This window comes from Methylobacterium platani (genome assembly GCF_001653715.1).
In the GTDB taxonomy this organism is placed as follows: Bacteria; Pseudomonadota; Alphaproteobacteria; order Rhizobiales; family Beijerinckiaceae; genus Methylobacterium; species Methylobacterium platani.
In genome coordinates this window covers 56,458-81,468 of the sequence record NZ_LWHQ01000001.1, presented here as the reverse complement: position 1 = coordinate 81,468, position 25,011 = coordinate 56,458, and the positions used below count along the sequence as shown (strand labels likewise).

Sequence of the window (25,011 nt, the reverse complement as noted above, 5' to 3'; positions counted from 1 at the left end):
TGCGCCGGCGCACAACCGGAACCGGTCGGTCGCGAGCGACATCGGCAACCGAGGCATGGCCCCGGACCGATTTGGTCTCCGCCTCGGTCGTACCGCGCCAGACATTGATAACTTGAAAATCGTCGATATCTTCCTCTAGGTACGTGACGTCATCCTGGGTCGCATTCCGAGAGAGCGTCACGTGCCGGCCGTCGAGATTTTTTGAGCTATTAAGGAGCCCGAGTTAAATGATATTGAGAAGCACGGACGCTTTCACGCTGCGCCGTACGGATCGGAGGGCAAGTATTTTTCAACCACCATGGACGATGTTTCACATTACGCCAGGGTGGCCTACAAATCATACATCAAGGAAGGACCCTACACTGCTTCCTCAGGAGAAGTAGACGCATCAGTGTTTTCTGATGAGTCCATGTTTATTGTCGATATTTCGATTGTTTCGATACTTATTTGCAACGAAAATTTATCGAAAATTCTGAATGTCCATGTCAAAGATCACATGAGCGTATAGGTTCGCGTCATGACAAACCGGACGAGGATCACGATTGCAGACAGCCGCGACGCGGTGTTGCACGGGTGGACGGATGCTCTCCGCAAAACCGGATCGATCCATGTCGTTTCGCGCCATGACGATGGGGTGAAGAACGCGCATTTCGACGCGATCGTGCTGCCGGTTGCCTTGGCGCACGAGAAATTTGGCGGCAAGCCGGTCTTCGAGCGTGTCCAGATTCTCGACGCTGGCAGCCAATCGCACGCCTTCATCGGCAATCCGAACTTCGTCGTCACGACCGTCCCTTATCCGGGAAACCTCGAAATCGTCGTCGATGCCGAAGGCAAGCGAACGCTCAAGATCGTTCCCAAAACACAACGATCATTGAAAGATATATCATATTTATTATTCAAGTCCGTCCTGCGCGCGATCGACGAATTCAATACGTCGCATCCGGATTCGATCAAGACGGTCCTGTTCGATCTGGAAGTCATCGGCTTCGCGCCCGAGGCGGCTGCCGAGGAGGCGGAGGGTGCCCGCACGGCGATCACCGAACACCGGCTTTTGCCCGAACCGGCCTCGTCCAGCGCCCCGGCGGCGGAGGAGTCCGATCCCTCGACGGCGCGGCGCGGCGCGGGAAGCTGAAACAGACCGTCGAAGAAACGGATGTGGACCATTTTCGAACCGGGGGTTTATTCGACAAATCGTACGTCAAAACCGGCGCGACGAATTCCATTAAAATAAGGAAATTTTCCGTGTCGTATGGCCTTCAGACCCAGCTGAGGGAATTGAAAGTTTCGGTCGGATTGCTGCTCGATGCCATCATCGATGAGATTTCTCAGATAAAAAAAATTACAAATTCAATGGTCGCATTCCCACAAAATGGCCGGTCACACTCGCCTTCGAACACGAGGAGGCGTCTTATAAGATATTTGCCGTGCTCAATGCAAATCGAGGCTACCTGTCCGTCAGGACATTGAAGAAATACAACTCGTCGTATTCGGAATAGCGATCGTATTCCGGCCAGACAATTCTGCACGCCGTCGGAGCGGTCTCTCCGGCGGAACCGAGCAACGGTCCCGGGCGCCACGGCGGGGAAGGCACCGGGGCATGCGGGCGAGCCGGCGCGGACCCGCGGCACCGCCTCCTCACGCCGGTGCGCCCCCGGCCCCGCGCCCGGGGGGGAACGCCCCCAGCGACACCCGCGCCACCTCCCGCAGCGCCTCCCGGTCGGCGCCGGACGAGGCTAGCACGCCCATCCCCGAGGCCACCGTCGACAGAAAGCGGGCGAGCGCCGCCGGGTCGGCGTCCCCGGGCAGGTCGCGCTCCGCCTTTGCCCGCTCGAAGCGCGCGCGCAACTCGGCCTCGCCTTGCGCGCGGCGGGCGGCGAGCTCGAACGGGATGTTCTCGGAGCCGGCGCCGCAGGCGAGGCCACCCTGGACCAGCAGGCAGCCGGGCGGGTTCGCCGGGTCGGTGTGGCTCTCGGCGATGCTCGACAGGAAGCGCTCGGCCACGTCGCGCGCGGTCGGCCCGTCGAGCACGTAGCGCATGTGCTCCGAGCGGCGCTCGGCGTAGCGGTCGAGGGCGGCCTTCAGCAGGCCCTCCTTGCTGCCGAAGGCGGCGTAGAGGCTCGGCGGCTTGATGCCCATCGCCTTGGTCAGCATCGCCAGGGTCGCCCCGTCGTAGCCGTGGCGCCAGAACACCTCCATCGCCTCGTCGAGGGCCTTCTCCGTGCAGAAGGCCCGGGGCCGCCCCATCGTCATTGTCCGCCGGCTCCAATTTTTGTATCGAGTGGTAGATAAGTCTCTTGACGGCCGGCGTCCATGCCGACATGTGTAACGCACCTTACAGATGTCGGAGCCGGTCGTGAATCCCGATCCCGCTATCGTCCCGTCCCGCCTCCCCCGCTTCGCCGCGGCCGGCCTCGCCGTCGCGCTGGCGGCGGGCGCCTCCACTGCTTACCTGCCGCTGCCGCGCTTGTCCCCGGGTCAGGCCGTCGCCGCCACGCCCCCCGCCGAGCCCGCGATCCCGGTCCCGGTCGCGACGGTCGAGCCCCGCGACGTGGTGCTCTACGACGAGGTCTCGGGCCGTCTCGAGGCGGTCGAGCGGATCGACGTGCGCGCCCGGGTCGGCGGCGCGGTCCAGGCGACGCATTTTTCGGAAGGAGCGCTCGTCAAGGCCGGCGACCTGCTGGTGACGATCGACCCCGCGCCCTACGCCGCCGAGGTCCGGCGCCTGGACGCCCAGGTGGCGGGCGCCGAGGCGCGCCTGGCGCTCACCGCGAGCGACTACGAGCGCGGCCAGCGCCTGTCCGACCAGCGCATCGTCACGGCGCGCGACCTCGACGTGCGGGCGAACGCCTTCAAGGAGGCGAAGGCCAATCTCGACGCCGCGACGGCGACCCTGGCGGCGGCCCGCCTCAACCTCGACTACACGCAGGTGCGGGCGGCGGTGGGCGGACGGGTCGGGCGGCGGGAGATCACGCCGGGCAACCTCGTGGCGACCGGGGCCGGGGCCGCGGTGCTGACGACCCTCGTCTCGGTCGACCCGATCTACGCGAGCTTCGACGCCGACGAGGCGGTGGTCCTGAGGGCGCTCGCCGGCATCGCCGAGGCGTCGGGCCGGCGCGGCCGGCTCGACCGCATCCCGGTCGAGATGACGACCGCCGACGGCGAGCAGGCGAAGGGGCACCTCCAGTTCATCGACAACAAGGTCGATCCCCGCAGCGGCACGGTGCGGGTGCGCGCCACCTTCGCCAATGCCGACGGGCACCTGATCCCGGGCCAGTTCGCCCGCCTGCGCCTCGGCCAGGCGGTCCCCGAGCGGCTGCTCCTCGTCGACGAGCGGGCGGTCGGCAACGACCAGGACAAGCGCTTCGTGCTGGTGGTCGGGGCCGACAACCGGGCGGAGTTCCGGGCCGTGACCCTCGGCCGGTCGGTCGAGGGCCTGCGGATCGTCACCTCCGGCCTGTCGGGGTCCGAGCGGATCGTCGTCAACGGCTTGCAGCGGGTGCGCCCGGGCAGCCTCGTCAGCCCCTCGCCGGTGACGATGGGGGCGCGGCCGATGCAGGAGCCGGGGAAGCTCGCGCAGCGGTGAGGGGAAGTGGGCGGATGCCTTTCGGGCCATCGGCCGGCATCTCTCCCCGTCATCCTGGAGCGAGCCTTGACGAGAACCCGGGATCCATGACCGCTGGCGCTGGAGAATACGGCGATCAGCGTCCTGCCTCATCCGGGATCGTCAGCGGTCATGGATCCCGGGTTCCGCTGCGCGGCCCCGGGATGACATAGCGGGTTTCAGGTCTGCGGAGCGCACCATAGTCCGTTCCGAATCCGGCTCCGTTTTCCAAACAAAGCTCAGTTCCCCTCTCCCGTGTGGGAGAGGGGCCGGGGGATCGAAGATCCCGCGTGAGGGTGCCACGCTGCCGAGATAACCTCGGATTGTTCCGGTCCCGGCATCCCGATCAGTGCTCGATCCTGAACCGTATCACCCTCGCGCGATCTTCGATCGCCCCTACCCCTCTCCCACTCGGGAGAGGGGATCCCGCGCCATTTTCTTATCCTGACATTCGAGGCGGCGACCGCCTTCAGGATCCCTCGCGCCCCCGGAGGGCGGCATGAACCTCTCCAAGTTCTTCATCGACCGCCCGATCTTCGCGGGCGTGCTCTCGGTGCTCATCTTCATCGGCGGGCTCTTGTCGCTGCTCGCGATGCCGATCTCCGAGTATCCGGACGTCGTGCCGCCCTCCGTCGTGGTGCGGGCGACCTTCCCGGGCGCCAACCCGAAGGTCATCGCCGAGACCGTGGCGACGCCGATCGAGGAGCAGATCAACGGCGTCGAGGGCATGCTCTACATGTCGAGCCAGGCGACGACGGACGGCATCATGACGCTGACCGTGACGTTCCGGCTCGGCACCGATCCCGACAAGGCGCAGCAGCTGGTCCAGAACCGGGTCTCGCAGGCCGAGCCGCGGCTGCCGGCGATCGTGCGCCAGCTCGGCATCGTCACGGTGAAGTCCTCGCCCGACCTGACGATGGTGGTCCACCTCGTCTCGCCGAACGGCCGGTACGACATGACGTACCTGCGCAACTACGCGGTGCTCAACATCAAGGATCGGCTGGCCCGCCTCGACGGCGTCGGCCAAGTTCAGCTCTTCGGCTCGGGCGACTACGCGATGCGGATCTGGCTCGACCCGCAACGGGTCGCCGAGCACGGCCTGTCGGCCGGCGACGTGGTGCGCGAGATCCAGGCCCAGAACGTCGAGGCCGCCGCCGGCATCATCGGCGCCTCGCCGGCTTTGCCAGGCCTCGACCTGCAGCTCTCGCTCAACGCGGAAGGGCGGCTCACCAGCGAGGAGCAGTTCGGCGACATCGTGGTCAAGACCGGCGAGAACGGCGAGATCACGCGGTTGCGCGACATTGCCCGGATCGAGCTCGGCGCCGCCGATTACGCGCTGCGCTCGCTCCTCGACAACAAGGCGGCGGTGGCGCTTCCCATCTCGCAATCGCCCGGCTCGAACGCGATCCAGATCTCCGATGCGGTCCGCCGCACCATGGCGGAGATCAAGAAGAATATGCCCGAGGGGGTCGATTACGAAATCGTCTACGATCCCACCCAGTTCGTGCGCGCCTCGATCGAGGCGGTGATCCACACCCTGCTCGAGGCGGTGGCCCTCGTCGTGCTGGTGGTGATCCTGTTCCTGCAGACCTGGCGGGCCTCGATCATCCCGCTGCTCGCCGTGCCGGTCTCGATCGTCGGCACCTTCGCGGTGATGCACGCCTTCGGCTTCTCGATCAACGCGCTCAGCCTGTTCGGCCTCGTGCTCGCCATCGGCATCGTCGTCGACGACGCGATCGTGGTGGTGGAGAACGTCGAGCGCAACATCGAGGCCGGCCTGTCGCCGCGCGACGCCAGCTACCAGGCGATGCGCGAGGTCTCAGGTCCCATCATCGCGATCGCGCTGGTGCTGGTGGCCGTCTTCGTGCCGCTCGCCTTCATCAGCGGGCTGACGGGCCAGTTCTATAAGCAGTTCGCGCTGACCATCGCGATCTCGACCGTGATCTCGGCGATCAACTCGCTGACCCTGTCCCCCGCCCTCTCGGCCCTGCTGCTCAAGGGCCACCACGCGCCGAAGGACCGGCTGACCCGGGTGCTCGACACCCTGCTCGGCTGGTTCTTCCGCCGCTTCAACCGCGCCTTCGGGCGCGCCTCGGACGGCTACGGCCGCGGCGTCGGCGGGGTCATCTCGCGAAAAGGCGCGATGATGGCGGTCTACCTCGTCCTCGTCGGGGTGACGGCGCTGCTGTTCCGCCAGATCCCCGGCGGCTTCGTGCCGGGCCAGGACAAGCAGTACCTCGTCGGCTTCGCGCAATTGCCCGACGGCGCGACGCTCGACCGGACCGAGGAGGTGATCCGCCGCATGAGCGAGATCGCCCTGAAGGAACCCGGCGTCGAGAGCGCGGTCGCCTTTCCGGGGCTCTCGATCAACGGCTTCACCAACTCGTCGAATTCCGGAATCGTGTTCTCGACCCTGAAGCCCTTCGAGGAGCGCAAGGGCCCGGGGCTCGACGGCGCGTCGATCGCGATGTCCCTGAACAGGAAATACGCCGGCATCCCCGAGGCCTTCATCGCGATGTTCCCGCCGCCGCCGGTCAACGGTCTGGGCACCATCGGCGGGTTCAAGCTCCAGATCGAGGACCGGGCCGGCCTCGGCTACGAGGCGCTGAACGAGGCGACCAAGGCCTTCCTCGCCAGGGCCGCGAAGGCGCCGGAGCTCGCCGGCCTGTTCTCGAGCTTCCAGATGAACGTGCCGCAGCTCTTCGCCGATATCGACCGCACCAAGGCGCGCCAGCTCAAGATCCCGGTCACCGACGTGTTCGACACGCTGCAGATCTATCTCGGATCGCTCTACGTCAACGACTTCAACAAGTTCGGCCGCACCTACTCGGTCCGGGTCCAGGCCGACGCGCCGTTCCGCGCCCGCTCCGACGATGTGGGCCTGCTCAAGGTGCGGGCGGGCTCCGGCGAGATGGTGCCGCTCTCGACGCTCCTGCGGGTGCGCCAGACCTCCGGCCCCGAGCGGGCGATGCGCTACAACGGCTTCCTCACCGCCGACATCAACGCGGGCGCCGCCCCCGGCTTCTCCTCCGGCCAGGCGCAGGCGGCCGCCGCGCGGATCGCCGCCGAGACCCTGCCGCGGGGCTTCTCGTTCGAATGGACCGACCTCACCTACCAGGAGTTCATCGCCGGCAATTCGGGGGTGTGGGTCTTTCCGCTGGCGCTGCTCCTGGTCTTCCTGGTGCTGGCGGCGCAGTACGAGAGCCTCGCGCTACCGCTGGCGATCCTCCTGATCGTGCCGATGGGGCTGCTCGCGGCGATGACCGGCGTGTGGCTGTCGGCGGGCGACAACAACGTCTTCACGCAGATCGGCCTGATCGTGCTCGTCGGGCTCTCGGCCAAGAACGCGATCCTGATCGTCGAATTCGCCCGTGAATTGGAATTCTCCGGCCGCAATCCGATCCAGGCGGCGATCGAGGCGAGCCGCCTTCGCCTGCGCCCGATCCTGATGACCTCGATGGCCTTCATCATGGGCGTACTGCCGCTGGTCACCGCCACCGGGGCCGGCTCGGAGATGCGCCGCGCCATGGGTGTCGCGGTGTTCTCGGGCATGATCGGGGTGACGGCGTTCGGGCTGTTCCTGACCCCGGTCTTCTACGTGCTGCTGCGCCGGCTGACCGGCAACCGGCCGCTCAAGCAGCATGGCGGGCATGGGGCGGTGGCGGAGGGGCACGTGGTCGAGGTGGCGTGAGGCGGCCGGCTCGGTGTTGCTGCCACACGCCCTATTTTGCGCTTATGTTTCAGAATTGAGCGCGGGATCCCCTCTCCCGTGTGGGAGAGGGGTTAGGGGTGAGGGTGCTACGGTTCCGAGTAAAGCTCAGGTCGTCACACTGCCAGCACGACGGTCATAGCTTTACACGGAAGCGTGTCACCCTCACCCCTGCCCCTCTCCCACACCTCGCAGCGATACCGGGCAAGCCCGGCATCGCCTGGAGAGGGGATCCCGCGCTTTATTGACGAAGCGGGGTGAGTGGAGTTCTCGTCAGACCGCGAAATCCCCCGGCGCGATGTCGGCGCTGCGCAGGAAGATCTGCAGGGCCGGCTGCATCGACCGGTGCAGGTGGGCCAGGTCCTCGCGCGGACCGCCGAGCGCCCGGGTCATCGCCTCGTCCAGGCCGCCCGGGCCGTAAGGCGCGCCCGCATCGACCGCCGGCACGCCCCGCGCCGCGTCCCAGCCCATGGCGAGGTGGCGGATCAGGGCGATGTGCTCGGGGCCGACCTCGAACACGATCTGCTCGGGGGACGTCCCGGCGCTCTCGTCGCGAAACACGTCGGAGACGTGGGACAGGTCGAGCTTGGTCAGCGGGTTGTGGTAGCTGTAGCGGCCGGGCTTGAGTTCGGCGTGGCGCAGGAAGGCGACCAGCGCCTCGCCCACCGCCCGGTGCTCCTCGGCCGCGCCCTCGTCGTCGCCGGTGACGTTGGCGATGTCGCCGTCGCGGTCGAGGCTGCCGTAGGGGGCGTCCGGGTGGATCACCGGGGCACCTTGCCCCACCGGATCCCAGGCCACGACCAGCCGCCGGATCAGGGCGATGCGCTCAAGCGTGATCTCGGTGGTGCGGCTGGTCATCGATGGGTCTCCGTGCGGGGACCTCTGTAGAGCATCGGGCGGGTGGGCGGGAGTCTTGGCGCTGCGGCCCCTTTCCCTCTCCCCGCGGGCGGGGAGAGTGGAGATCCGCGCCTCATTGTTCAGGGACCGTCGAGTCGGCCGCCGCAAGGATCAGGAGGCGCCCGCTCTCGATGCGTCGATCAAATCCCCAGATAGGCCCGCCGCACCTCCGGATCGTCCCGCAGGGTCGCCGCCGGGCCCGAGAGCATCAGGCGGCCGGTCTGGAGCACGTAGGCGCGGTCGGCGATGCTCAAGGATTCCGCCAGGCGTTGCTCGACCAGCAGGATCGTCGTGCCCGAGGCGCGGATCGCCTCGACCGCGGAAAAAATCTCGTCGACGAGCTTGGGCATGATGCCCTGCGAGGGCTCGTCGAGCATCAGCAGGCGCGGCCGGGTCATCAGGGCGCGGCCGATGGCGAGCATCTGCTGCTCGCCGCCCGACAGCGTGCCGGCGCGCTGCGGCAGGCGCTCCTTCAGGCGGGGGAACAGGGAGAAGACCCGCTCCAAAGGTGCCTCGCGGTCGGCTTCCTTGCGGTGGAGGTAGCTGCCGAGCCGCAGGTTGTCGGAGACCGACAGGCGCGGGAACAGCCGCTTGTTCTCCGGCACGTAGGCGATGCCCTTCGCCGTGATGGCGTGGCCGGGCAGCCCGTCGATGCGGGCGCCGTCGAAGACGACCTCGCCGGAGCGGGGGCGCTCCATCCCGGCGATGGATTTCAGCAGGGTCGACTTGCCGGCGCCGTTGGCGCCGGCCACGACGACGATCTCGCCGGTCGCGACCTCGATCGAGACGCCCTGGATGGCGAGCAGGCCCTGATAGGCGGTGGAGAGCGCGCGGACCTCAAGCAGCACGGTGGCGCTCCCCCAGATAGGCGGTGATGACGCCCTCGTGGCGCACCACCTCCGTCGGGTGGCCCTCGGCCAGCACGCGGCCGAGATGCAGCACCACGGCGCGGTCGACGAGCGGCATCACCACCTCCATCACGTGCTCGACCATGATGACGGTGACGCCGCTCGCCGCCACCTTGCGGATCAGCTCGACGCCGGCCTTGGCCTCGCTCGGAGTGAGCCCCGTCAGCACCTCGTCGAGGAGGAGGAGCTTCGGCTCGGTGGCGAGCGCCCGGGCGACCTCGAGGCGGCGCTTCTCCGGCGGGGTCAGTTCCCCCGCCACGGCCTCGGCCCGGTGACTCAAGCCCGCGAAATCCAGGGTCTCGAGCGCCACGCGCCGGGCCACGGCGGCGCCGGCGTGGCGGGCGAAGCCCCCGACGATGACGTTCTCGACCACGTTCATCGAATCGAACGAGCGCGGCACCTGGAAGGTGCGGGCGATGCCGCGCCGGCAGCGCTCGGGCGCCGGGAGATCGGTGATGTCCTCGCCGCGGAAGTAGATCCTGCCCTCGCTCGGCCGGTAGGTGCCGGAGATCAGGTTGAACAGGGTCGACTTGCCGGCGCCGTTCGGCCCGAGCAGCCCGAGGATCTGGCCCTCCGGCACGTCGAGGCTGACATCGGCGTTGGCGACGAGGCCGCCGAAGCGGAGCGTGACGTGATCGATGCGCAGCAGGGATTCACTCACGGTGTCGCCTCCTCGTTGCGGGCCTTGCGGGTGCGGCGGAACAGGCTGAGCACGCCCTCGGGCCGGGCGAGCGCCACCACCATCACGAGCAGGCCGTAGAGCATCAGGTCGAGGCCGTTGCCGCTGCCGCCGAGATAGGAGCGGCTGATCTCGGTGAGCGGGATCAGGATCGCCGCACCCACGAGCGGCCCCCACAGGGTGCCGATGCCGCCGAGCACCGCCGGCAGGGCGAAGAGCAGCGAGAAGCGGAAGCTCATCACGCTCTCGGGATCGATATAGGAGACGTAAGCGGCGTAGAAGCCGCCACCGATCGCGGTGAAGAAGGCCGAGACCGCCGCCGCCGCCATCTTGGAGCGGAACACCTCGACGCCGAGGCTCTCGGCGGCCTGGGCGTCGTCCTTGACCGCGCGCCACCAGTAGCCCCAGCGCGAGCCCTCGATCAGCCAGGTCACGAACCAGACCACGGCCAGCAGGCCGACGGCGAAGTGGACGTAGGGGATCTTGTCGCGGGCGAACTGGAGCGTCCACCAGGAATCCGGGTTGAACGGCCACTGGATGCCCATCGCGCCGCCGACGAAGTCCCAGTTGTGGACGAGCAGCAGGCCGATCTCCGCGATGACGATGGTGGCGATCGAGAAGTAGTGGCCGGCGAGCCGGAAGCACGGATAGCCGAGGAGGAGCGCCACGGCGGCCGAGAGCACGCCGCCCGCCAGCATGCCGAACCACGGCAGCACGCCGTAATTGACGAACAGCACCGTGGTGGCGTAGGCGCCGAGGCCGAAATAGAGCGCGTGGCCGAGCGAGACCTGCCCGCAATAGCCGCCCAGGATGTTCCAGCTCTGCGAGAGCGCGGCGTACATCAGGGTCAGGATCAGGACGTTCTGGAGGTAGACGTCGCGGATGCCGTAGGGCAGGGCTGCGAGCGCGGCGAAGACCAGGGCGGCGACGATCAGCTTGCGCCGGCGCCGGCCTGCGTAGCTCGCCTCGGCCCGCGCGAGGCCGGAGCCCGGCGCGAGGGCGGTGGTCAGCGTGGTCATCAGAGCCTCCCGAACAGGCCTTGCGGCCGCACGAACACCACCGCGAGGTAGAGGGCGTAGACGCCGATGGACTTGAGCGCTGGCGGCAGGATCACCGCCGTGAGGGCCTCGACGAGGCCGACGATGATGCCGGCGACGAGCGCACCCGCCACGCTGCCGAAGCCGCCGAGCGCCACCGTGACGTAGGCGATGAGCGCGAAGCTCGCGCCGACCTGGGGGTGGATGTAGTAGAAGATCGCCAGCACCGCGCCGGCCAGCCCGACGAGCGCGGCGCCCAGGCCCCAGCCGAGGGCGAAGACCCGGTTGCGGTCGATGCCGACGAGCGCCACCGCGCCCTGGTCCTCCCGCGTCGCCTCGAGCGCCCGGCCGAAATCGGTGCGGCTCATCAGGAGGTGCAGGCCGCCGAAGGCGGCGAGCGAGACCACGGCGCCGAAGATCTGCGGCCAGGGCAGGAAGACGCCGCCGAGATCGAGGGTGCGCCCGCCGAGCCAGGTGTTCTGGACGTTGCGGTAATCCGGCGTGAACAGGTACTGGGCGGCGCCCTGGAGCAGGATCGCGAGCCCGAAGGTCGCGAAGATCTGCACCATGCCCTGGTTGGCCTTGGCCCGCATCGCGAAGCGCACCACGCCCATATAGGCGGCGGCTCCGAGCACGAAGAGCAGGCCGGCGACCAGCGGCATCAGCACCACCGGGTCGAGATGGGTCACCAGCACCAGCCCGAAGGTCGCGTACATGGCGAGCATCAGGAACTCGCCGTGGGCGAAGTTCACCACGTCCATCAGGCCGAAGATCAGCGAGAGTCCGACCGCGATCAGGGCATAGATCAAGCCCATCAGGAGGCCGCTCGCCAGCACCTGCACCAGGGCTTGCGTCGTCATGGGGTCAAGGGCTCCGGTGGGGCTCGAGAGATGCGGGCGCTGTCACCAAGGCGCCTCCCCTCCCCCTTGTGGGGAGGGGTGAGGGGGTGGGGGTGGTGCCGCGTAAAGCTCAACGGCCTATCCGGCACCACCCCCACCCCTAGCCCCTCCCCACAAGGGGGAGGGGAACGATTACGCATTCATCGGCCACTTCGCCGTCGCGGCCGCGGCCGATTCGGGGAAGATCGTGACGAACCTGTCGCCGATCCATTGCAGCAGCACCGGATCGGCATGGACGTTCTGGCCGTCGGGGCCGAAGGCCACCTTGGTCCAGGGCATCACCGTGCGGGTGCCCGGGATGTCGGTGGCGGCGAGCGCCGCGCGGATCTTCTGGCCGTCGGTCGCGCCGGCCCGGTCGAGGGCGTCGGCGAGCACGATCATCGCCATGAACTGGCGCGAGGAATTGTCGTTGAGGTCGCGGCCGGACCGGGCCTTGTACATCCCGTTGACGGTGGCGACCATCGGGCGCTTGGCGGCGAGGTCGAGGGAGAAGCTGCCGCGGGAGATCACGCCCTGGAGCTTGTCGCCGACGGCGTCGTAGGTGACCTTCTCGGAGAAGCCGGCGGCCTGGGCGATGATGCTCTTCGGCTTGTAGCCGAGCTCGGCCATCGTCTTCGTCAGCAGGATCGCGTCGGTGGTGTAGCTCGTCGGCAGCAGCACGTCGGCGTTGGCGCTCTTGAGCTGCTGCACCTCGGCGGTGAGCGAGGGCGAGTTGCTCTTGTACTTCACGTCCGCGACGAGCTTGTAGCCGCGCTCGGCGGCGAGCTTGCGCTGCACGGTCGAGGAATCGACGCCGTAGATCGTGTCCTCGAAGAACAGGGCGACCGAGTCGATCTTCTGGCCCTGCTTGCGCAGCGAGTCCAGGAAGTCGAACATCGCGGTCGAGAACATCTCGTCGTGGGCGGCCGGGCGGAAGAAGTACTTCAGGCCCTTGCGGTGCAGGCTCGGCGACGAGGAATCGGCGCAGACGAAGGGCACGCCGTAGCGCTCGGCGGTGGCGCTGACGGTCGCCGACACCGCCGACTGGTAGCAGCCGACGAGCGCCGCGACCTTGTCCTGGGTGATGAGCCGCTCGGCCTCGGCGCGCCCTTTCTGCGGGTCGGCCTGGTGGTCGGCGAAGACGAGGCGGATCTTGGCGCCGCTCATGCCGGCGAGCCCCGAGCCCTTGGCGCCCGGCAGGTCGAGGTCGTGGTCGTTGTTGACGAGGTCGACCGCCGTCTCGATGGCGTGGCGGGCGTCCACGCCGACCTGTGCGCTCGGGCCCGACATGGCGTAGAGCACGCCGACCACGATCTCCGGCGCCGCGGCGCGGGCGGGGGTGCCCCGTGAGGCGACGAGCGAGAGGGCGCCGGCCCCCACCAAGAGTTCTCGACGACGGATCATGCGCTGGCCTCCAGGCGGCGGGGAGTTCCTCTAAGCCTCATTCCGCCGGCTTTGAAAAGCCGGTGTCGACGCTGTCACCAGCCCGACGGCGGGAATGATGCTCGAACAAGAGATTAAGACGAAAGGATCGGGGACATCTTTCAGAGAACCGCAAATTCGCTGTTGCGGCGATCGGTGATCAGCATGCAGCCCGGCGCATGGGTGATGGCGAAGGCCGGCCGGACCGCGGCGATCACCGATTGCGGGGTCACGCCGCAGGCCCAGAAGACCGGGATCTCGTCGTCGCCGATCGCGACCGGATCGCCGTAATCGGGCGTGCCGATGTCGCGAATGCCGATCAGGTCCGGCCGGCCGAGATGGACCGGGGCGCCGTGGACGGAGGGAAAGCGCGAGGTGATCTGCACCGCCCGGATCGCCTGCGCGGGGGTGAGCGGGCGCATCGACACCACCATCGGGCCGGAGAAGCGGCCGGCCGGCGCGGTGGGGATGCCGGTGCGGTACATCGGCACCCGCACCCCCATCTCGACGTGGCGCAAGGGCAGGCCGTCCTCGGCGAGCGCCGCCTCGAACGAGTACGAGCAGCCGATGACGAAGGCCACGAGGTCGTCGCGCCAGTGCTCCGCGACCGAGTCGCACTCCGCCACCACCTCGCCGTCGCGCCAGACCCGGTAGCCGGGAATGTCGGTGGCGATGTCGAGGTCGAGGCCGAGTTCGGGAATGCTGCGCTCGCCCCGCGCCGAGACGCCGATGATCGGGCAGGATTTCGGGTTGCGCTGGGCAAACAGCAGGAACTCGTCGGCGAGGTCGGCGGGCAGCACCGCGAGGTTGCCCTGGACGTAGCCGTCGGCGATGCCGGCGGTGCAGCCGGTGATCGCGCCGCTGCGGCAGGCGAGCCGGGCGGCCTCGCCGCTCATCCGTGCCCGGTCGAAGGGAAGGGTCATCACCGTTCCTCTGCTCAAGGATGCGCCATGATCACATCGCAGGCAGGTAAGGGCCAATCGTGATTTCGCATCGGTTTCGATAAGTTTCCCTTATCGCAAGCCCACCCGGCGCGCCGGTGGGAGCGGGTCACTGCCGCCACTCGGGCGAGGCCGCGACCTCGCAGGCCAGCCGCGCCGCCGTCGCGGCGAGCCCGCAATCGGGCGCGCTGGCATAGGTGGCGGTGAAGCTGATGTCGGGGAGCGCGGGCGCCGGGGCGATCACCCGCAGCGAGCCCGCCGCGAGGTCCTGGCGCACGACGTCCGGCGGGATCACCCCGATGCCGATGCCCTCCCGCGCCATCCGGACGATGGTGGAGAGCGAGGCGTTGCTGTGCAGGCGCGGCGGCGGCAGGTTCGACTGCGCCAGCATCTCGCGCAACGACACGTAGGGGTTGGTGTTCTTCGGGTAGGTGATGAGGGGATGGCGCAGCAGGCCCGCCAGGCTGACCTCGCCGGGGCCGAGGTCGAGATGCGGCGCGGCGATCCAGGCGAGCGACACGCTGCAGAGCGGCAGGTTGACGAGGTTCGGCATGGTGATCGGCCCGACCAGGAAGGCGAGGTCGAGGTCGCGGTTCAGGAGCGCGTCGCGCATGTTGGGCGAGATGTCGACCGCGATGTCGACGGTGACCCCCGGATAGGCCTCGTTCATGCGCGCGATGAAGCGCATCAGCCAGGTATGGACGATGGTCTCCGAGACGCCGAGCCGCAGCACGCCGCGCACCGCGCCGGGCCCCGCCACCGCCTGCTCCATCTCGGTGCGCAGGCGCAGGAAGCGCTCGGCGTAGGCGAGCAGGTCGCGCCCCTTGGCGGTGAGCACGACCGAGCGGGCGCGCCGCTCGAACAGCCGCACCCCGAACTCCTCCTCCAGCGCCGCGATGCGCTGCGACACCGCCGGCTGCGAGGTGTTCATCCGCTCCGCCGCCTTGCGGAAGCTGCACAGCGAGGCGGTCCAGTAGAAGATCTCCAGGCTTCTCAGTTCCGCCATGCCCCGTCCCGGATCGCGCGCCCGGCATAGTGGAGCAAGGTTCGTACCGGGTGCAAATCGCGGCGCGAGGGCGGCGGCGGCGCATCGCGGGCCCCTGGTCCTCCGCGCGAAACCGGCCCATGCTGACCACCCGGTTCGAACCGAAAAGGGTGGGCCAGTCTGGACGCTCCCTCGCCCCGCCTCCTGTCCGTCAGCGCGCGGATCGGCGCCGACCTGAAGGCGCAGATCGCCGACGGCACCTATCCGCCGGGCAGCCCCCTGCCCTCGACCCGGGCGCTCGCCGTCGAGCTCGGGGTGTCGCGCACCACCGTGACGGCGGCCTACGACCAGCTCGTCGCCGAGGGCTACCTCGAGACGCGGCCGGGCAGCCGGACGCGGGTCGCCCCCGGCGTCCTGCCGGCCCCGCCGCCGGTCGCGGCCGCGCCGCCGCAGCCGCCGCGCCTGTCGGCCTTCGGGCAGCGGATCCTCGCGATGCCGGCACACGATGCGGCGCCGGGCCCGGCGATCGATTTCCGCACCGGCGAGCTCTCGGGCGACGACTTCCCGGCCCTGGCCTGGCGGCGGGCGCTCGACGCCGCGCTGCTGCGCCGGCCGGCCCGGATCGGCTACGACGACCCGCGCGGGCTGCCGGAGCTGCGCGCGGCCCTGCAGGCCTATCTCTGGCGCGCCCGGGGCCTGCGCTGCGGCCTCGACCAGATCGTCGTCGTCAACGGCTCGCAGCAGGGCATCGACCTCTGCGCCCGGCTCCTCGTCGATCCCGGCGACCGGGTGGTGATGGAGGAGCCGGGCTACCGGGCGGCGCGGGGCGTCTTTTCCGCCGCCGGCGCGACGATCCTGCCGGTCCCGGTCGATGGCGACGGCCTGCGCACCGATGCGCTCGCGGCGCTCGACCCGGCGCGGCTCGCCTACGTCACGCCCTCGCACCAGTTTCCCCTCGGCGGGGTCCTGCCCGCCTCCCGCCGGCAGGCCCTGCTCGCCTGGGCGGAGGGGTGCGGCGCGACGATCGTCGAGGACGATTACGACGGCGAGTACCGCTTCGACGCGAAGCCCGTCGAGGCGCTGCTCGGCCTCGATCGCGCGGGCCGCGTGATCTATGTCGGCACGGTCTCCAAGACCCTCTCGCCGCAGCTGCGCCTCGGCTACCTCGTGGTGCCGCAGGCCCTGGGCGCGGCCTTCGCCGAGGCCAAGCGCCTCGCTGACCGGCAGGCGCCGGGTCTCGAACAGGCGGCCTTGGCCCGCTTCCTCGCCTCGGGCGGCTACGAGCGCCACCTGCGCCAGGTCCGGCGCCGCAACGCGGCCCGGCGCGCCGCCCTGCTCGCCGCCCTCGCGGAGAGCTTCGGCGACCGGGTCCGCGTCGAGGGCGCGGCGGCGGGCCTGCACCTCGTCGCGTGGTTCCTCTCCGTGCCGGCCGGTGGCGAGGCCGCCCTGGTGGCGGCGGCCCGGGCGGCGGGCATCGGCGTCCACCCGGTCGGCCCGCTCTACCTCCGCGCGGCGGCGCGGCCGGACCGGGCCGGGCTGGTCCTGGGCTTTGCCGGCAACGGCCCCGAGGCGATCCGCGCCGGCATCCGCCGCCTCGCCGCCGTCGTCCGGGGTGCGGAGCTAACCCTCGACTCACCCGTCGCCGGGCCGACCTAAGCAATCGGCAATGAATCCGCTCTAGAGCGGCAAGATGTCGGCCGGAACTTCCTGAGCGTCGCCGTCGAGAGTGCCGAGGATTCATCGTGCATCAACCATCTGCGGCGCGGTTCACGAGGGTCGGCCGGTCCTGGCGGCGGCTGCGGCGCCGGGGCCGCAACCTCGGCCTCGGGCACCGGCTGTGGATCACCGCGATCGCGCTCGCGGCGAGCCTGCTCGCCCTGACGGCCCTCGTCGTCGCGCCCTCGGTCACCGCCTACCGCGACAGCCGGGACAACCTCGCCCGGGTCAGCCGGCTCGGGCAGGTCTTCGCCGCCGCCAACCGGCTGTCGGCGGAGCGCGGCCCGGCGAACGTCGCGATGTCGATCCCGCCCGGCAGCGATCCGGCCGCCCTCGCCCGGCTCGCCGCGTTCCGGGCGGCGAGCGACGGCGCGCTCGCGGCCCTCGGCGGGCTCGAGGCGCCGACGGCGGATGCCGCGCTCCCCACCCTGCCCTACCGCTTCCTCGCGGCGACGGCGGCCCGGCTGGCCGAGGCGCGCCAGGACGTCGACCGGGTGGCCGGGCTGCCGGCGGCGGAGCGGAGCCTCGACGACATGACCGGCGCGATTGCCCGGATGATCGCCGCCGTGGATACGTTCCAAGACGCGGTCGCCTGGGAGATCCGCGAGATCGGCCTGGCCGATCCGTCGCTGGCCGGGCCGGCCCTGATCGCCCACGTGGTGAGCGACCTGCGCGAGTACGGCGGCCGGATCGGCTCGGCCATCATCCCGGCGGTCGCCGTGCACCATCCGCTGAACGCCGCCCAGCTCTCGGATGCCCGGCAGATGCGGGGCCGCATCCTGGAGATGCTGCGGCTGCTGCGCGGCCAGGCGGCCTTCGGGCCCGGGCAGCCCTACGAGGCGCTGTTCGCCGCGGTCGAGACCACCTTCGCCGGGCGGGGGCTGGCGCTGATCGAGGCGACGATCGCGGAGGGGCGCGGGACCGGCCGCTACTCGCTCACCGCCGACGAGCTCACCCACCGCTACGTGCCGGCCCTGAAGCCGGTCGAGGCCCTGCGCGACCGCTACCTCGCCGGCCTGATCGAGGGCTTCTCGGCCGAGCGCGACGCGATGCGCCGGCGGCTCGTCGCGGTGGCCGTCGGCGGCGCCGTCGTCCTGGCGCTGCTGGTCGCCCTGCTGCACTCGCTGAGCGCCACGGTGCTGCGCCCGCTCCTCGTCGCGCGGGAGATCGTCGTCGCCCTGTCCCGGGGCGACGCCCTGCGCGACAGCCCGCCGCCGGGCGGTCCCGCCCGTCCGGCGGCGATCATCCGCATCACCGGGATCCGGCGGCTGTTCGAGGCGCTCGCGGTGCTGGAGGAGCGCCTGCGCGAGCGCGCGCGCCTGATGGAGACCCTGCGCCGGCAGGCCGAGACCGACGGCCTGACCGGGATGAGCAACCGCCGGGGCCTCGCCCTGGCGATGGCGCAGGCCGCCGCCGCGCCCGAGGGCCCGGCCGCCGCCCTGATGATCGACCTCGACGGCTTCAAGAAGGTCAACGACGCCCTCGGCCACGAGGCGGGCGACATCCTGATCCGCCAGGCCGGCGAGCGCCTCGGCGCCTGCATCGGCGGGGACGGCCTCGTCGCCCGGATGGGCGGCGACGAGTTCGCGATCCTGCTGCCCGGGCGCGACGGGCCGGCGGCGGAGGCCGCCGCCGAGACGATCCTGCACAGCCTCTCCGAGCCGTTCGCGGTCGAGGGCCAGACCATCCATCTGGGCGCCAGCATCGGCATCGCGCTGAGCCCGCGCCACGGCCCCCTCACCGACGCGCTGCTCGCCTGCGCCGACATGGCCCTCTACGAGGCCAAGCGCGCCGGCCGGCACTGCCACCGGCTGTTCACGCCGGCCCTGCGCGACGCCACCCTGTCCTGGACCGCGCGCCAGCAGGAACTGCCCCGGGCGCTGGCGGCCGGCGAGTTCGCGCTGGTCTACCAGCCGCAGGTCGACCTGCGGGATCGCCGGATCCTCGGGGCCGAGGCGCTGATCCGCTGGCGCCACCCGCGCCTCGGCCTCCTCGCCCCGGGCGAGTTCCTGGCGCCCCTGGAAGCGAGCCGCCTCGCCGCGCCGGTGGGCCGCTGGGTGCTGCGCACCGCCTGCGCCCAGGCCGCGGCGTGGCGCAGCGCCCGCCACCCCGCCGGCGCGCCCGACCTGCGCGTCAGCGTCAACCTGTTCGGGGCGCAGTTCCACTCGGCGAGCCTCGTCGACGAGGTCCGGGCGGCTCTGGCCGATTCCGGCCTGCCCGGCTCCGCCCTCGAGCTCGAGATCACCGAGACCATCATCCTGCAGCACGACGAGGCCCTGATCGCCCCGCTGCGGGCCCTGCGCGACCTCGGCATCGGTCTCGCCTTCGACGATTTCGGCACCGGCTACGCCTCGTTGAGCCTGCTCAAGCGCTTTCCGCTCACGCGGCTGAAGATCGACCGCTCGTTCGTCCAGGGCATGGACGCCTCGCCCCAGGACCGGGCGATCGTGCAGTCGGTGCTCAGCCTCGGCCGCAGCTTCGGCCTCGCGGTGACCGCGGAGGGAGTCGAGACGGAAGCCGCGGCCCGGCGCCTGCGGGCGAAGGGCTGCGAGGAGGCGCAAGGCTACCTGTTCGGCCGGCCGATGGAGGCGGCGGCGTTCGAGGCCCTGATCCGGGACGGCGAGCGGCGCACGGCGTGAGGCGAGGGACGGCGCTCCGCCCCGGCGGATGCGCGCCCGCGACGACCCGGGCCGGCGCCAGGGATCGACGCTCGATCGGCGCGAGCCTGCGAAGGCCCGCCGGGGCGGGATGCGGGCGTCGACCTATCCCTCGCAAGCGGACGCTCCTCCTGCGAGACATCCGACATCACGTCGATCGTCTCCGTCGTCGCATCGGACGAGGAACGGCGGATGACCGGGCGGGTGATCGCGGCAAGCCGCGGCTGTAGGCTCCGCCCCCTCGAGGCCGGAATCCGGAGCCGTGAGCATGCCCAAACGCCTGACCCGGATCCGGACGACGATGCCGCCGACCGATTGCGCGGTGGCCTCGTGGTATCCGGGCGCGGACCTCGTCGACTCCTTCGCGGTGACGCTGCCCGGGCCGGGACCGCATGACCTGGCAAGGCTGGACCTGGCAAGGCTAGACTTGGCAAGGCTGGCTCGGAGCGGGCTCTCGAACCCCGCCCCCTGGATCACGGCGGCCCTGACACTGCGCGACGCGGCCGTACGCCTCTTCGGCATCCGGACGTAGGGGGAGATGAGAGCCCGGCTGAAGGCCGACGGCCGGGACCGGATCGACTTCTTCCCGGTCCTCTCTCGGTCCGAGCGCGAGATCGTCCTGGGAGAGGACGACATTCATCTCGACTTTTGCCTGTCGCTTCTTCTCAGCCCAAGCCTGGACGGGCGGGCGGACCTCGTCGCTACCACGGTCGTGCGCTGCCGCAACCGGCTCGGCCGTGCCTATCTCGCAGCCATCATGCCCGGGCACGTCCTTGTCGTCCGCTCCGTCCTGAAAAGGGCTGCGGCATTCCAGGCGGACAGGGGTGCCGCCTGACGAACCTTGCAGTCCGCTGGCGCCGGCACACTTCAGCGCCGGCGAAGGAAAAGGGGACCTTGCGGGCTTGGCCGGCGCCTTCGAACCGATCCGTTCCAAGGCGCGGCGGAACCCGGAATCCATGACCGTTGACGATGCAGGATGAAGCGGAACATCGCACTACCCTCCGCCGTCGGCGGTCATGGATTCCGGGTTCTCGCCTGCGGCGAGCCCCGGGATGACATTGGGGGATGTAACCGATTTTCCCAATCAAGCAGGCTCTCCGAGCTGCTTCCGGCATGAAATCCGAAAGTGATCTTCCGGATTTCATGCCATCAGCCCGCGCGGCGCACGAGCGAGGCCGTTTTCCGCATCGCGAAGCGATCAGCCGGGAAATGCGAGAGCGGAGGAATCGAGGATCTCGGTCTCGACGAACGCTGCCGGACCGCTCCCGATGCCGGACGCAGCCCCTCGCCCGGTCAGGCGGGACAGGGCACGGCCCCTAGCGCGGCAGCACGGCGCAATCGCGGCGGCCGCTCGCCAGGCAGTCCTCGCGCGCCGCTTCCCGGCGCAAAGCCCCGGCGAGCCAGACGCCGCCGAGCACCAGGACGAGCAGGAACAGGATGGCGGCGAGGGCGCGTCGTCGAGCGGCGTCGTCAGGGTCGTGGGGTGTCGTCATCGAAGGAACGCCCGGCCCGATTGGTCCGGTCGGCCGCGGTCGCGCGGACGGCGGCGGGAGATGCCGGGCCTGCCTGATCGCGCGGATGCATCGCCCCCGGGCCGGTCCGCTCCGCCGAAGGGCGGACCGGATGGCCGCGTCGCGCGGCCATCCGGGGCGGGAGGAGGCGGGTCGCCCGACCGACGCGGATCGCCCTACTTCAGGTGCTGGGCGAGGTACTTGTTCATCTCGAACATCGTCGCCTTGTCCTTGCCGAAGACCTTCTTCAGCTTGTCGTCGGCGAGGATCTCGCGCTTGTTCTCGGGGTTCTGGAGCGAGTGCTTGCGGATGTACTCCCACACCTTGCTCACCACCTCGCCGCGCGGGATCGGCTTGTCGCCCACGATGGCGCCGAGTTCGGCGGTGGGCTGCAGCGGCTTCTGCAGGGCGTTGGGCTTGTCGCCGGTCTTCGGCGCCGCGACCTTCTTGCCCTTGCCCTCGTCCTTGCCGTCGTCCTTGGCGGCCGCCTTCGGGGCGGCGGCCTTGGCGGCCTTCGGGGCGGCCTCGGGCTCGGCTTTCGTCTCGGCTTTCTTGGTGGTCTTGGTCGCCATCGGTCTCCTCCGGTCTGCAACCCGTCTCCCAGGGTCGAACAGTGGACATGCCTGGGCACTTAGCATCAAGAACTAAGCCGTGCGCGGCGCGTTCCAAGAGGAAATCCGCCATCGACCGGCGTCATCCACACCGGATGACGCCGTGAGCCCGACATCCGCGAGCGTGGCTCAGTCGAGGGCCGCCGTCCAGGTGGTTCTCCCCTCGAGCGGATAGGCCGGGTCGGTGTAGCCCGGCGTCGAGGGATGGCCGGCCGGCACGAGGCGATCGACCAGGGCCTCGTCCTCGGGCGTGAAGCGGTAGCCGAGGGCATCGGCGTAGGATCGCCACTGGGCGAAGGTGCGCGGCCCGGCGATCACCGCCGTGACGGCGCGGTTGTTGAGCACCCAGGCGACCGCGAAGTCGATCACCGTGGCCCCCTTGGCTTCCGCGTGGCGCTTCAGCTCCTCGGCGATGCGCAGGCTCTCGGGCCGCCACTCGGTCTGCATCATCCGGGCGTCGCCGCGCCCGGCGCGGGTCCCCTCGGGCGGCGCCTCGCCGGGACGGTACTTGGCGGTCAGCACGCCGCGGGCGAGCGGCGAGTAGGGCACGACGCCGAGGCCGTAATGGGCGCAGGCCGGCAGGTGCTCGACCTCCGGCATCCGGTTGAGGGCGTTGTAGTAGGGCTGGCTCGCCGCCGGCCGGTCGATGCCGTGCTCGTCGCACAGGCGGCAGATCTCGGCGACCCGCCAGGCGCGGTGGTTGGAGACCCCGAAATACCGCACCTTGCCGGCGCGGATCAGGTCGGCCATCGCCCGCACGGTCTCGGCGAGCGGCGTGTCGTGGTCCTCCTTGTGGAGGTAGTAGAGGTCGATCCGGTCGGTGTTGAGCCGCCGCAGGCTGTCCTCGCAGGCCTGCACGACATGGGCCCGCGACAGGCCGCGGTCGTTCGGGCCCGTCCCCATCGGGTTCGCCACCTTGGTGGCGATCACCCAGGCGTTGCGGTCGCGCGCGACGGCCCGGCCGACCACCTCCTCCGAGCGCCCCCCGGTATAGGCGTTCGCGGTGTCGATGAAGGTGATCCCCCGGTCGCGGGCATCGGCGACGATGCGCTCGGCCTCCTCGTCGGGGGTCGGCCCCCCGAACATCATGGTGCCGAGGCAGAGCTGCGAGACCTTCAGGCCGGACCGGCCGAGCATGCGGTATTCCACAGGCGTCCCTCGCGTGATGATGGCGTTTGCGTGGCCGTGGCGGCGTGTCCGCACCCGTCCGCATTCGCGTTGTGGATGCCGGGGTTTTCCGCTTCTTCACCCCGTTCGGCAAGCTCGCGTTAAGCACGCGATCGCGAAGCTCGCGTCCATGATCATCGCAGCCCTCTCCCTCGCCTTCTGTGCCGCCGGCGCCCTCATCCTCGGCCTCGGAGCCATCGTCACGGTCGAGCCGCCGCGGGACCATCCCCACGGCGCCGGCCTGATCTGACGCACGCGATGCGCGGTGCGCTGCCGCGCTTCGTCCTCGTCTACGCCGCGCTCTATGCCGGCTACGGCCTGACCACGCCGTTCCTGCCCGCGCTCCTCAGCCAGCGCGGGCTGTCGCCCACCGAGGTCGGGCTGGTGCTCGCCGCCGGGACCGGCATCCGCCTCGCCGCCGGACCGCTCGCGGGCCGGATCGCCGACCGGATGGCCGCCGGCCGGGGCGTGCTCGCGGCCTGCGCCGCCCTGTCGGGGCTGAGCGCCCTCCTGTACCTCGCCGGCCACGGCCTCGCCGGGCTGATGCTCGCGAGCCTCGCCCACGCCGCCGCGACGGCGCCGCTGGCGCCGCTCGCCGACGCCCTGGCGCTGCCCGCCGCGCAGACCGCCCGCTTCGCCTACGGCACCGTACGGGGCGCCGGCTCGGCCGCCTTCATCGCGGGCACCCTCGTCGCCGGCCAGGTCGCGGGCCTCGCCGGGCTGTCGGCCCTGCCGGCGGCGGGCGCCGTCGCCTTCGCGGGCCTCGCCGCGGCGACGCTCGGCTTGCCCGACGGCGGCGCCGCCACGGGGGCGCCGGCCACCGCCGGGGCCGGGCTGCTCCTGCGCGCCCCGGTCTTCCGCCGCCTCGTCGCGGTGGCGGCCCTGGTGATCGGCAGCCACGCGGTGCACGACGCCTTCGCGATCATCCGCTGGCGCGACGCCGGGCTGAGCCCGGCCACCGCGAGCCTGCTCTGGGCCGAGGCAGTGGCGGCGGAGGTGCTGGTCTTCCTCGTCCTCGGCCCGCCGCTGCTGGCCCGGATCGGCCCCGCCGCCGCCCTCGGCATCGCGGCCGCGGCCGGACTCGTGCGATGGTCGGCGGCGGCGCTCACCGCGGCCCTGCCGGCGCTCGTCGCCATCCAGGCCCTGCACGGGCTGACCTTCGCGCTCCTCCACCTCGCGGCGATGCGGATCCTGAGCCGGAGGGTGCCGCCCCACCTCGCGGCGACGGCCCAGACCCTCTACGGCACCCTCGGCCTCGGCCTCGCCACCACCCTGGCGACCCTGGCGGCCGGCCCGCTCTACGGCCGCCTCGGCCCGGGGGCGTTCTGGGTCATGGCCGCGGCCTGCGCGGCAGCCCTGCCGCTGGTGCGGGGATTGGGGACGGAGCCGGACCGGGGAGACGCCCGATAGGCGCCGCCTCGCCTTGCGTCAGGTCGGGGAATCGGACCTAACTGCGCGCGGCCGGCCGGGATCGGGCCGGCTCGGCACGCGACCGACGAAGGCGACGACATGACGATTCCACCCGGCCTGGCCCCCTTCGCGTTCGACCTGTTCGTGCCGGAATACCGGCCGCTGCGCGCCGGTGCCTGGCGGGTGCATCACGCGCGGAACGTGCTGTGCCAGGGCTACTGGAGCCCGGCGCTGCTGGTGCCGGACCTCGTGACGCTGATCCGCGGCGGCGACACCTGGATGTCGACGACGCCGGTCGAGCTCGAGAGCCAGGAGATCGGCGTGCGCCTGGCCCACGGGCACGTCGTCGTGTTCGGCCTCGGGATGGGCTGGTCGGCGGTGGCGAGCGCCGTCAGGCCGGAGGTCACCGCGGTGACGGTGGTCGAGCGCGACCCCGAGGTGATCGCGCTGCATCGCGAGCTCGACCTCGCCGCCCAGCTGGCGCCCGAGGCGCGGGCGAAGATCCGCATCGTCGAGGGCGACGCCCATGCCTGGCGGCCAGACCGGCCGGTCGACCTGCTGATGCCAGACATCTGGCTGCCGCTCGTCTCCGACGGCCGGGTCGAGGAGGTGCGCCGCATGCAGGAGAACGTGGGGGCCGCGCAGATCTACTTCTGGGGCCAGGAGCTCGAGATCGCCCGCCACGCCGCGGCGGCGGGACGTCGCCTCGACGAGGACGGCATCCGGGCCACCATCGCGGCCTTCGGCCTGCCGCTGATCGGACCCGCGCATCCGGGCTATGCCGAACGGCTGGGGCAGGCGGCGGAGCGGCACATGCGCGGGCGCTGGCTGCCCGGCACGCCCCCGTCCGCCGGCGCGGCGGCGGGCTGAGCCCGCCGGACC

The 25,011-nt window shown here is 70.6% G+C and carries 21 protein-coding genes; 9 read left to right on the top strand and 12 right to left on the bottom strand.

Annotated features, from left to right (window positions below):
* The first annotated feature begins 517 nt into the window (after positions 1-517).
* A complete protein-coding gene (locus A5481_RS00340; RefSeq protein WP_156655600.1) occupies positions 518-1,132 on the top strand; it encodes a hypothetical protein in 615 nt (204 codons plus the stop codon).
* 503 nt (positions 1,133-1,635) lie between these two features.
* Here the strand turns inward: A5481_RS00340 and A5481_RS00335 are convergent.
* Complete coding sequence (locus A5481_RS00335; RefSeq protein WP_064503702.1) at positions 1,636-2,250, bottom strand: TetR/AcrR family transcriptional regulator; 615 nt, start codon at positions 2,248-2,250, stop codon at positions 1,636-1,638.
* Between the two features lie 88 nt (positions 2,251-2,338).
* Here A5481_RS00335 and A5481_RS00330 point away from each other — a divergent pair, with 88 nt between their 5' ends.
* Positions 2,339-3,583 carry an efflux RND transporter periplasmic adaptor subunit gene (locus tag A5481_RS00330; RefSeq protein ID WP_064503701.1) on the top strand — a complete coding sequence of 415 codons (1,245 nt, stop codon included), beginning with the start codon at positions 2,339-2,341 and terminating at the stop codon, positions 3,581-3,583.
* A 517-nt stretch (positions 3,584-4,100) separates the two neighbouring features.
* On the top strand, positions 4,101-7,292 hold the full coding sequence (locus tag A5481_RS00325; protein WP_048437293.1) for an efflux RND transporter permease subunit: 3,192 nt from the start codon (positions 4,101-4,103) through the stop codon (positions 7,290-7,292).
* 291 nt (positions 7,293-7,583) lie between these two features.
* On the opposite strand, the gene A5481_RS00320 is transcribed toward A5481_RS00325, so the two are convergent.
* The 8 genes from A5481_RS00320 to A5481_RS00285 form a co-directional block, all read right to left on the bottom strand.
* Positions 7,584-8,168, bottom strand: a complete 585-nt coding sequence (locus A5481_RS00320; RefSeq protein ID WP_064503700.1) for a hypothetical protein — start codon at positions 8,166-8,168, stop codon at positions 7,584-7,586.
* A 179-nt stretch (positions 8,169-8,347) separates the two neighbouring features.
* Positions 8,348-9,052, bottom strand: a complete 705-nt coding sequence (locus tag A5481_RS00315; protein WP_064503708.1) for an ABC transporter ATP-binding protein — start codon at positions 9,050-9,052, stop codon at positions 8,348-8,350.
* Entirely contained in the window at positions 9,045-9,776 is a 732-nt protein-coding gene (locus A5481_RS00310) for an ABC transporter ATP-binding protein (RefSeq protein WP_064503699.1), read from the bottom strand. The genes A5481_RS00315 and A5481_RS00310 overlap by 8 nt, the downstream gene beginning before the upstream one ends.
* A complete protein-coding gene (locus A5481_RS00305; protein ID WP_064503698.1) occupies positions 9,773-10,813 on the bottom strand; it encodes a branched-chain amino acid ABC transporter permease in 1,041 nt (346 codons plus the stop codon). The genes A5481_RS00310 and A5481_RS00305 overlap by 4 nt, the downstream gene beginning before the upstream one ends.
* Positions 10,813-11,691 carry a branched-chain amino acid ABC transporter permease gene (locus A5481_RS00300; RefSeq protein WP_064503697.1) on the bottom strand — a complete coding sequence of 293 codons (879 nt, stop codon included), beginning with the start codon at positions 11,689-11,691 and terminating at the stop codon, positions 10,813-10,815. The genes A5481_RS00305 and A5481_RS00300 overlap by 1 nt, the downstream gene beginning before the upstream one ends.
* 171 nt (positions 11,692-11,862) lie before the next feature.
* Entirely contained in the window at positions 11,863-13,113 is a 1,251-nt protein-coding gene (locus A5481_RS00295) for an ABC transporter substrate-binding protein (protein ID WP_197514115.1), read from the bottom strand.
* Between the two features lie 140 nt (positions 13,114-13,253).
* The gene (locus A5481_RS00290) at positions 13,254-14,054 is read right to left on the bottom strand and encodes a putative hydro-lyase (protein ID WP_048433513.1); all 801 of its coding nucleotides are present in this window, start codon (positions 14,052-14,054) and stop codon (positions 13,254-13,256) included.
* Between the two features lie 127 nt (positions 14,055-14,181).
* On the bottom strand, positions 14,182-15,078 hold the full coding sequence (locus A5481_RS00285; RefSeq protein ID WP_048433512.1) for a LysR family transcriptional regulator: 897 nt from the start codon (positions 15,076-15,078) through the stop codon (positions 14,182-14,184).
* A gap of 159 nt (positions 15,079-15,237) precedes the next feature.
* On the opposite strand from A5481_RS00285, the gene pdxR reads away from it, so the two are divergent.
* The 4 genes from pdxR to A5481_RS35805 all read left to right on the top strand — a co-directional run bounded on the left by pdxR (position 15,238) and on the right by A5481_RS35805 (position 20,265).
* Positions 15,238-16,713 carry a MocR-like pyridoxine biosynthesis transcription factor PdxR gene (gene pdxR / locus A5481_RS00280; protein ID WP_048433511.1) on the top strand — a complete coding sequence of 492 codons (1,476 nt, stop codon included), beginning with the start codon at positions 15,238-15,240 and terminating at the stop codon, positions 16,711-16,713.
* 86 nt (positions 16,714-16,799) lie between these two features.
* Positions 16,800-19,412, top strand: coding sequence for a putative bifunctional diguanylate cyclase/phosphodiesterase (locus A5481_RS00275; protein ID WP_245238763.1), 2,613 nt, complete (start codon positions 16,800-16,802; stop codon positions 19,410-19,412).
* A 286-nt stretch (positions 19,413-19,698) separates the two neighbouring features.
* The gene (locus tag A5481_RS35810; protein ID WP_342447331.1) at positions 19,699-19,962 is read left to right on the top strand and encodes a DUF2867 domain-containing protein; all 264 of its coding nucleotides are present in this window, start codon (positions 19,699-19,701) and stop codon (positions 19,960-19,962) included.
* A gap of 6 nt (positions 19,963-19,968) precedes the next feature.
* Entirely contained in the window at positions 19,969-20,265 is a 297-nt protein-coding gene (locus A5481_RS35805; RefSeq protein WP_342447330.1) for a DUF2867 domain-containing protein, read from the top strand.
* A gap of 481 nt (positions 20,266-20,746) precedes the next feature.
* On the opposite strand, the gene A5481_RS34500 is transcribed toward A5481_RS35805, so the two are convergent.
* The 3 genes from A5481_RS34500 to A5481_RS00260 form a co-directional block, all read right to left on the bottom strand.
* On the bottom strand, positions 20,747-20,923 hold the full coding sequence (locus tag A5481_RS34500) for a hypothetical protein (RefSeq protein WP_167350050.1): 177 nt from the start codon (positions 20,921-20,923) through the stop codon (positions 20,747-20,749).
* Between the two features lie 194 nt (positions 20,924-21,117).
* Positions 21,118-21,513: an SWIB/MDM2 domain-containing protein gene (locus A5481_RS00265; protein ID WP_048433510.1), complete on the bottom strand. Its 396-nt coding sequence runs from the start codon at positions 21,511-21,513 to the stop codon at positions 21,118-21,120.
* Between the two features lie 168 nt (positions 21,514-21,681).
* On the bottom strand, positions 21,682-22,701 hold the full coding sequence (locus tag A5481_RS00260; protein ID WP_048433509.1) for an aldo/keto reductase: 1,020 nt from the start codon (positions 22,699-22,701) through the stop codon (positions 21,682-21,684).
* Between the two features lie 276 nt (positions 22,702-22,977).
* Here A5481_RS00260 and A5481_RS00255 point away from each other — a divergent pair, with 276 nt between their 5' ends.
* Both A5481_RS00255 and A5481_RS00250 read left to right on the top strand, forming a co-directional pair.
* The gene (locus A5481_RS00255; protein ID WP_048433508.1) at positions 22,978-24,129 is read left to right on the top strand and encodes an MFS transporter; all 1,152 of its coding nucleotides are present in this window, start codon (positions 22,978-22,980) and stop codon (positions 24,127-24,129) included.
* A 99-nt stretch (positions 24,130-24,228) separates the two neighbouring features.
* The gene (locus tag A5481_RS00250) at positions 24,229-24,999 is read left to right on the top strand and encodes a polyamine aminopropyltransferase (RefSeq protein WP_048433507.1); all 771 of its coding nucleotides are present in this window, start codon (positions 24,229-24,231) and stop codon (positions 24,997-24,999) included.
* The last annotated feature ends 12 nt before the right edge of the window (positions 25,000-25,011 follow it).

Bases quoted from the DNA above. Each gene is read 5' to 3' on its own strand.
- A5481_RS00285 (WP_048433512.1), bottom strand. From the start codon at position 15,078: ATGGCGGAACTGAGAAGCCTGGAGATCTTCTACTGGACCGCCTCGCTG.
- A5481_RS00300 (WP_064503697.1), bottom strand. From the start codon at position 11,691: ATGACGACGCAAGCCCTGGTGCAGGTGCTGGCGAGCGGCCTCCTGATG.
- A5481_RS00295 (WP_197514115.1), bottom strand. From the start codon at position 13,113: ATGATCCGTCGTCGAGAACTCTTGGTGGGGGCCGGCGCCCTCTCGCTC.
- A5481_RS35805 (WP_342447330.1), top strand. From the start codon at position 19,969: ATGAGAGCCCGGCTGAAGGCCGACGGCCGGGACCGGATCGACTTCTTC.
- A5481_RS00265 (WP_048433510.1), bottom strand. From the start codon at position 21,513: ATGGCGACCAAGACCACCAAGAAAGCCGAGACGAAAGCCGAGCCCGAG.
- A5481_RS00255 (WP_048433508.1), top strand. From the start codon at position 22,978: ATGCGCGGTGCGCTGCCGCGCTTCGTCCTCGTCTACGCCGCGCTCTAT.
- A5481_RS00335 (WP_064503702.1), bottom strand. From the start codon at position 2,250: ATGACGATGGGGCGGCCCCGGGCCTTCTGCACGGAGAAGGCCCTCGAC.
- A5481_RS00325 (WP_048437293.1), top strand. From the start codon at position 4,101: ATGAACCTCTCCAAGTTCTTCATCGACCGCCCGATCTTCGCGGGCGTG.
- A5481_RS00250 (WP_048433507.1), top strand. From the start codon at position 24,229: ATGACGATTCCACCCGGCCTGGCCCCCTTCGCGTTCGACCTGTTCGTG.
- A5481_RS00290 (WP_048433513.1), bottom strand. From the start codon at position 14,054: ATGACCCTTCCCTTCGACCGGGCACGGATGAGCGGCGAGGCCGCCCGG.
- A5481_RS00305 (WP_064503698.1), bottom strand. From the start codon at position 10,813: ATGACCACGCTGACCACCGCCCTCGCGCCGGGCTCCGGCCTCGCGCGG.
- A5481_RS00320 (WP_064503700.1), bottom strand. From the start codon at position 8,168: ATGACCAGCCGCACCACCGAGATCACGCTTGAGCGCATCGCCCTGATC.
- A5481_RS35810 (WP_342447331.1), top strand. From the start codon at position 19,699: ATGCCCAAACGCCTGACCCGGATCCGGACGACGATGCCGCCGACCGAT.
- A5481_RS00340 (WP_156655600.1), top strand. From the start codon at position 518: ATGACAAACCGGACGAGGATCACGATTGCAGACAGCCGCGACGCGGTG.
- A5481_RS00330 (WP_064503701.1), top strand. From the start codon at position 2,339: ATGTCGGAGCCGGTCGTGAATCCCGATCCCGCTATCGTCCCGTCCCGC.
- A5481_RS34500 (WP_167350050.1), bottom strand. From the start codon at position 20,923: ATGACGACACCCCACGACCCTGACGACGCCGCTCGACGACGCGCCCTC.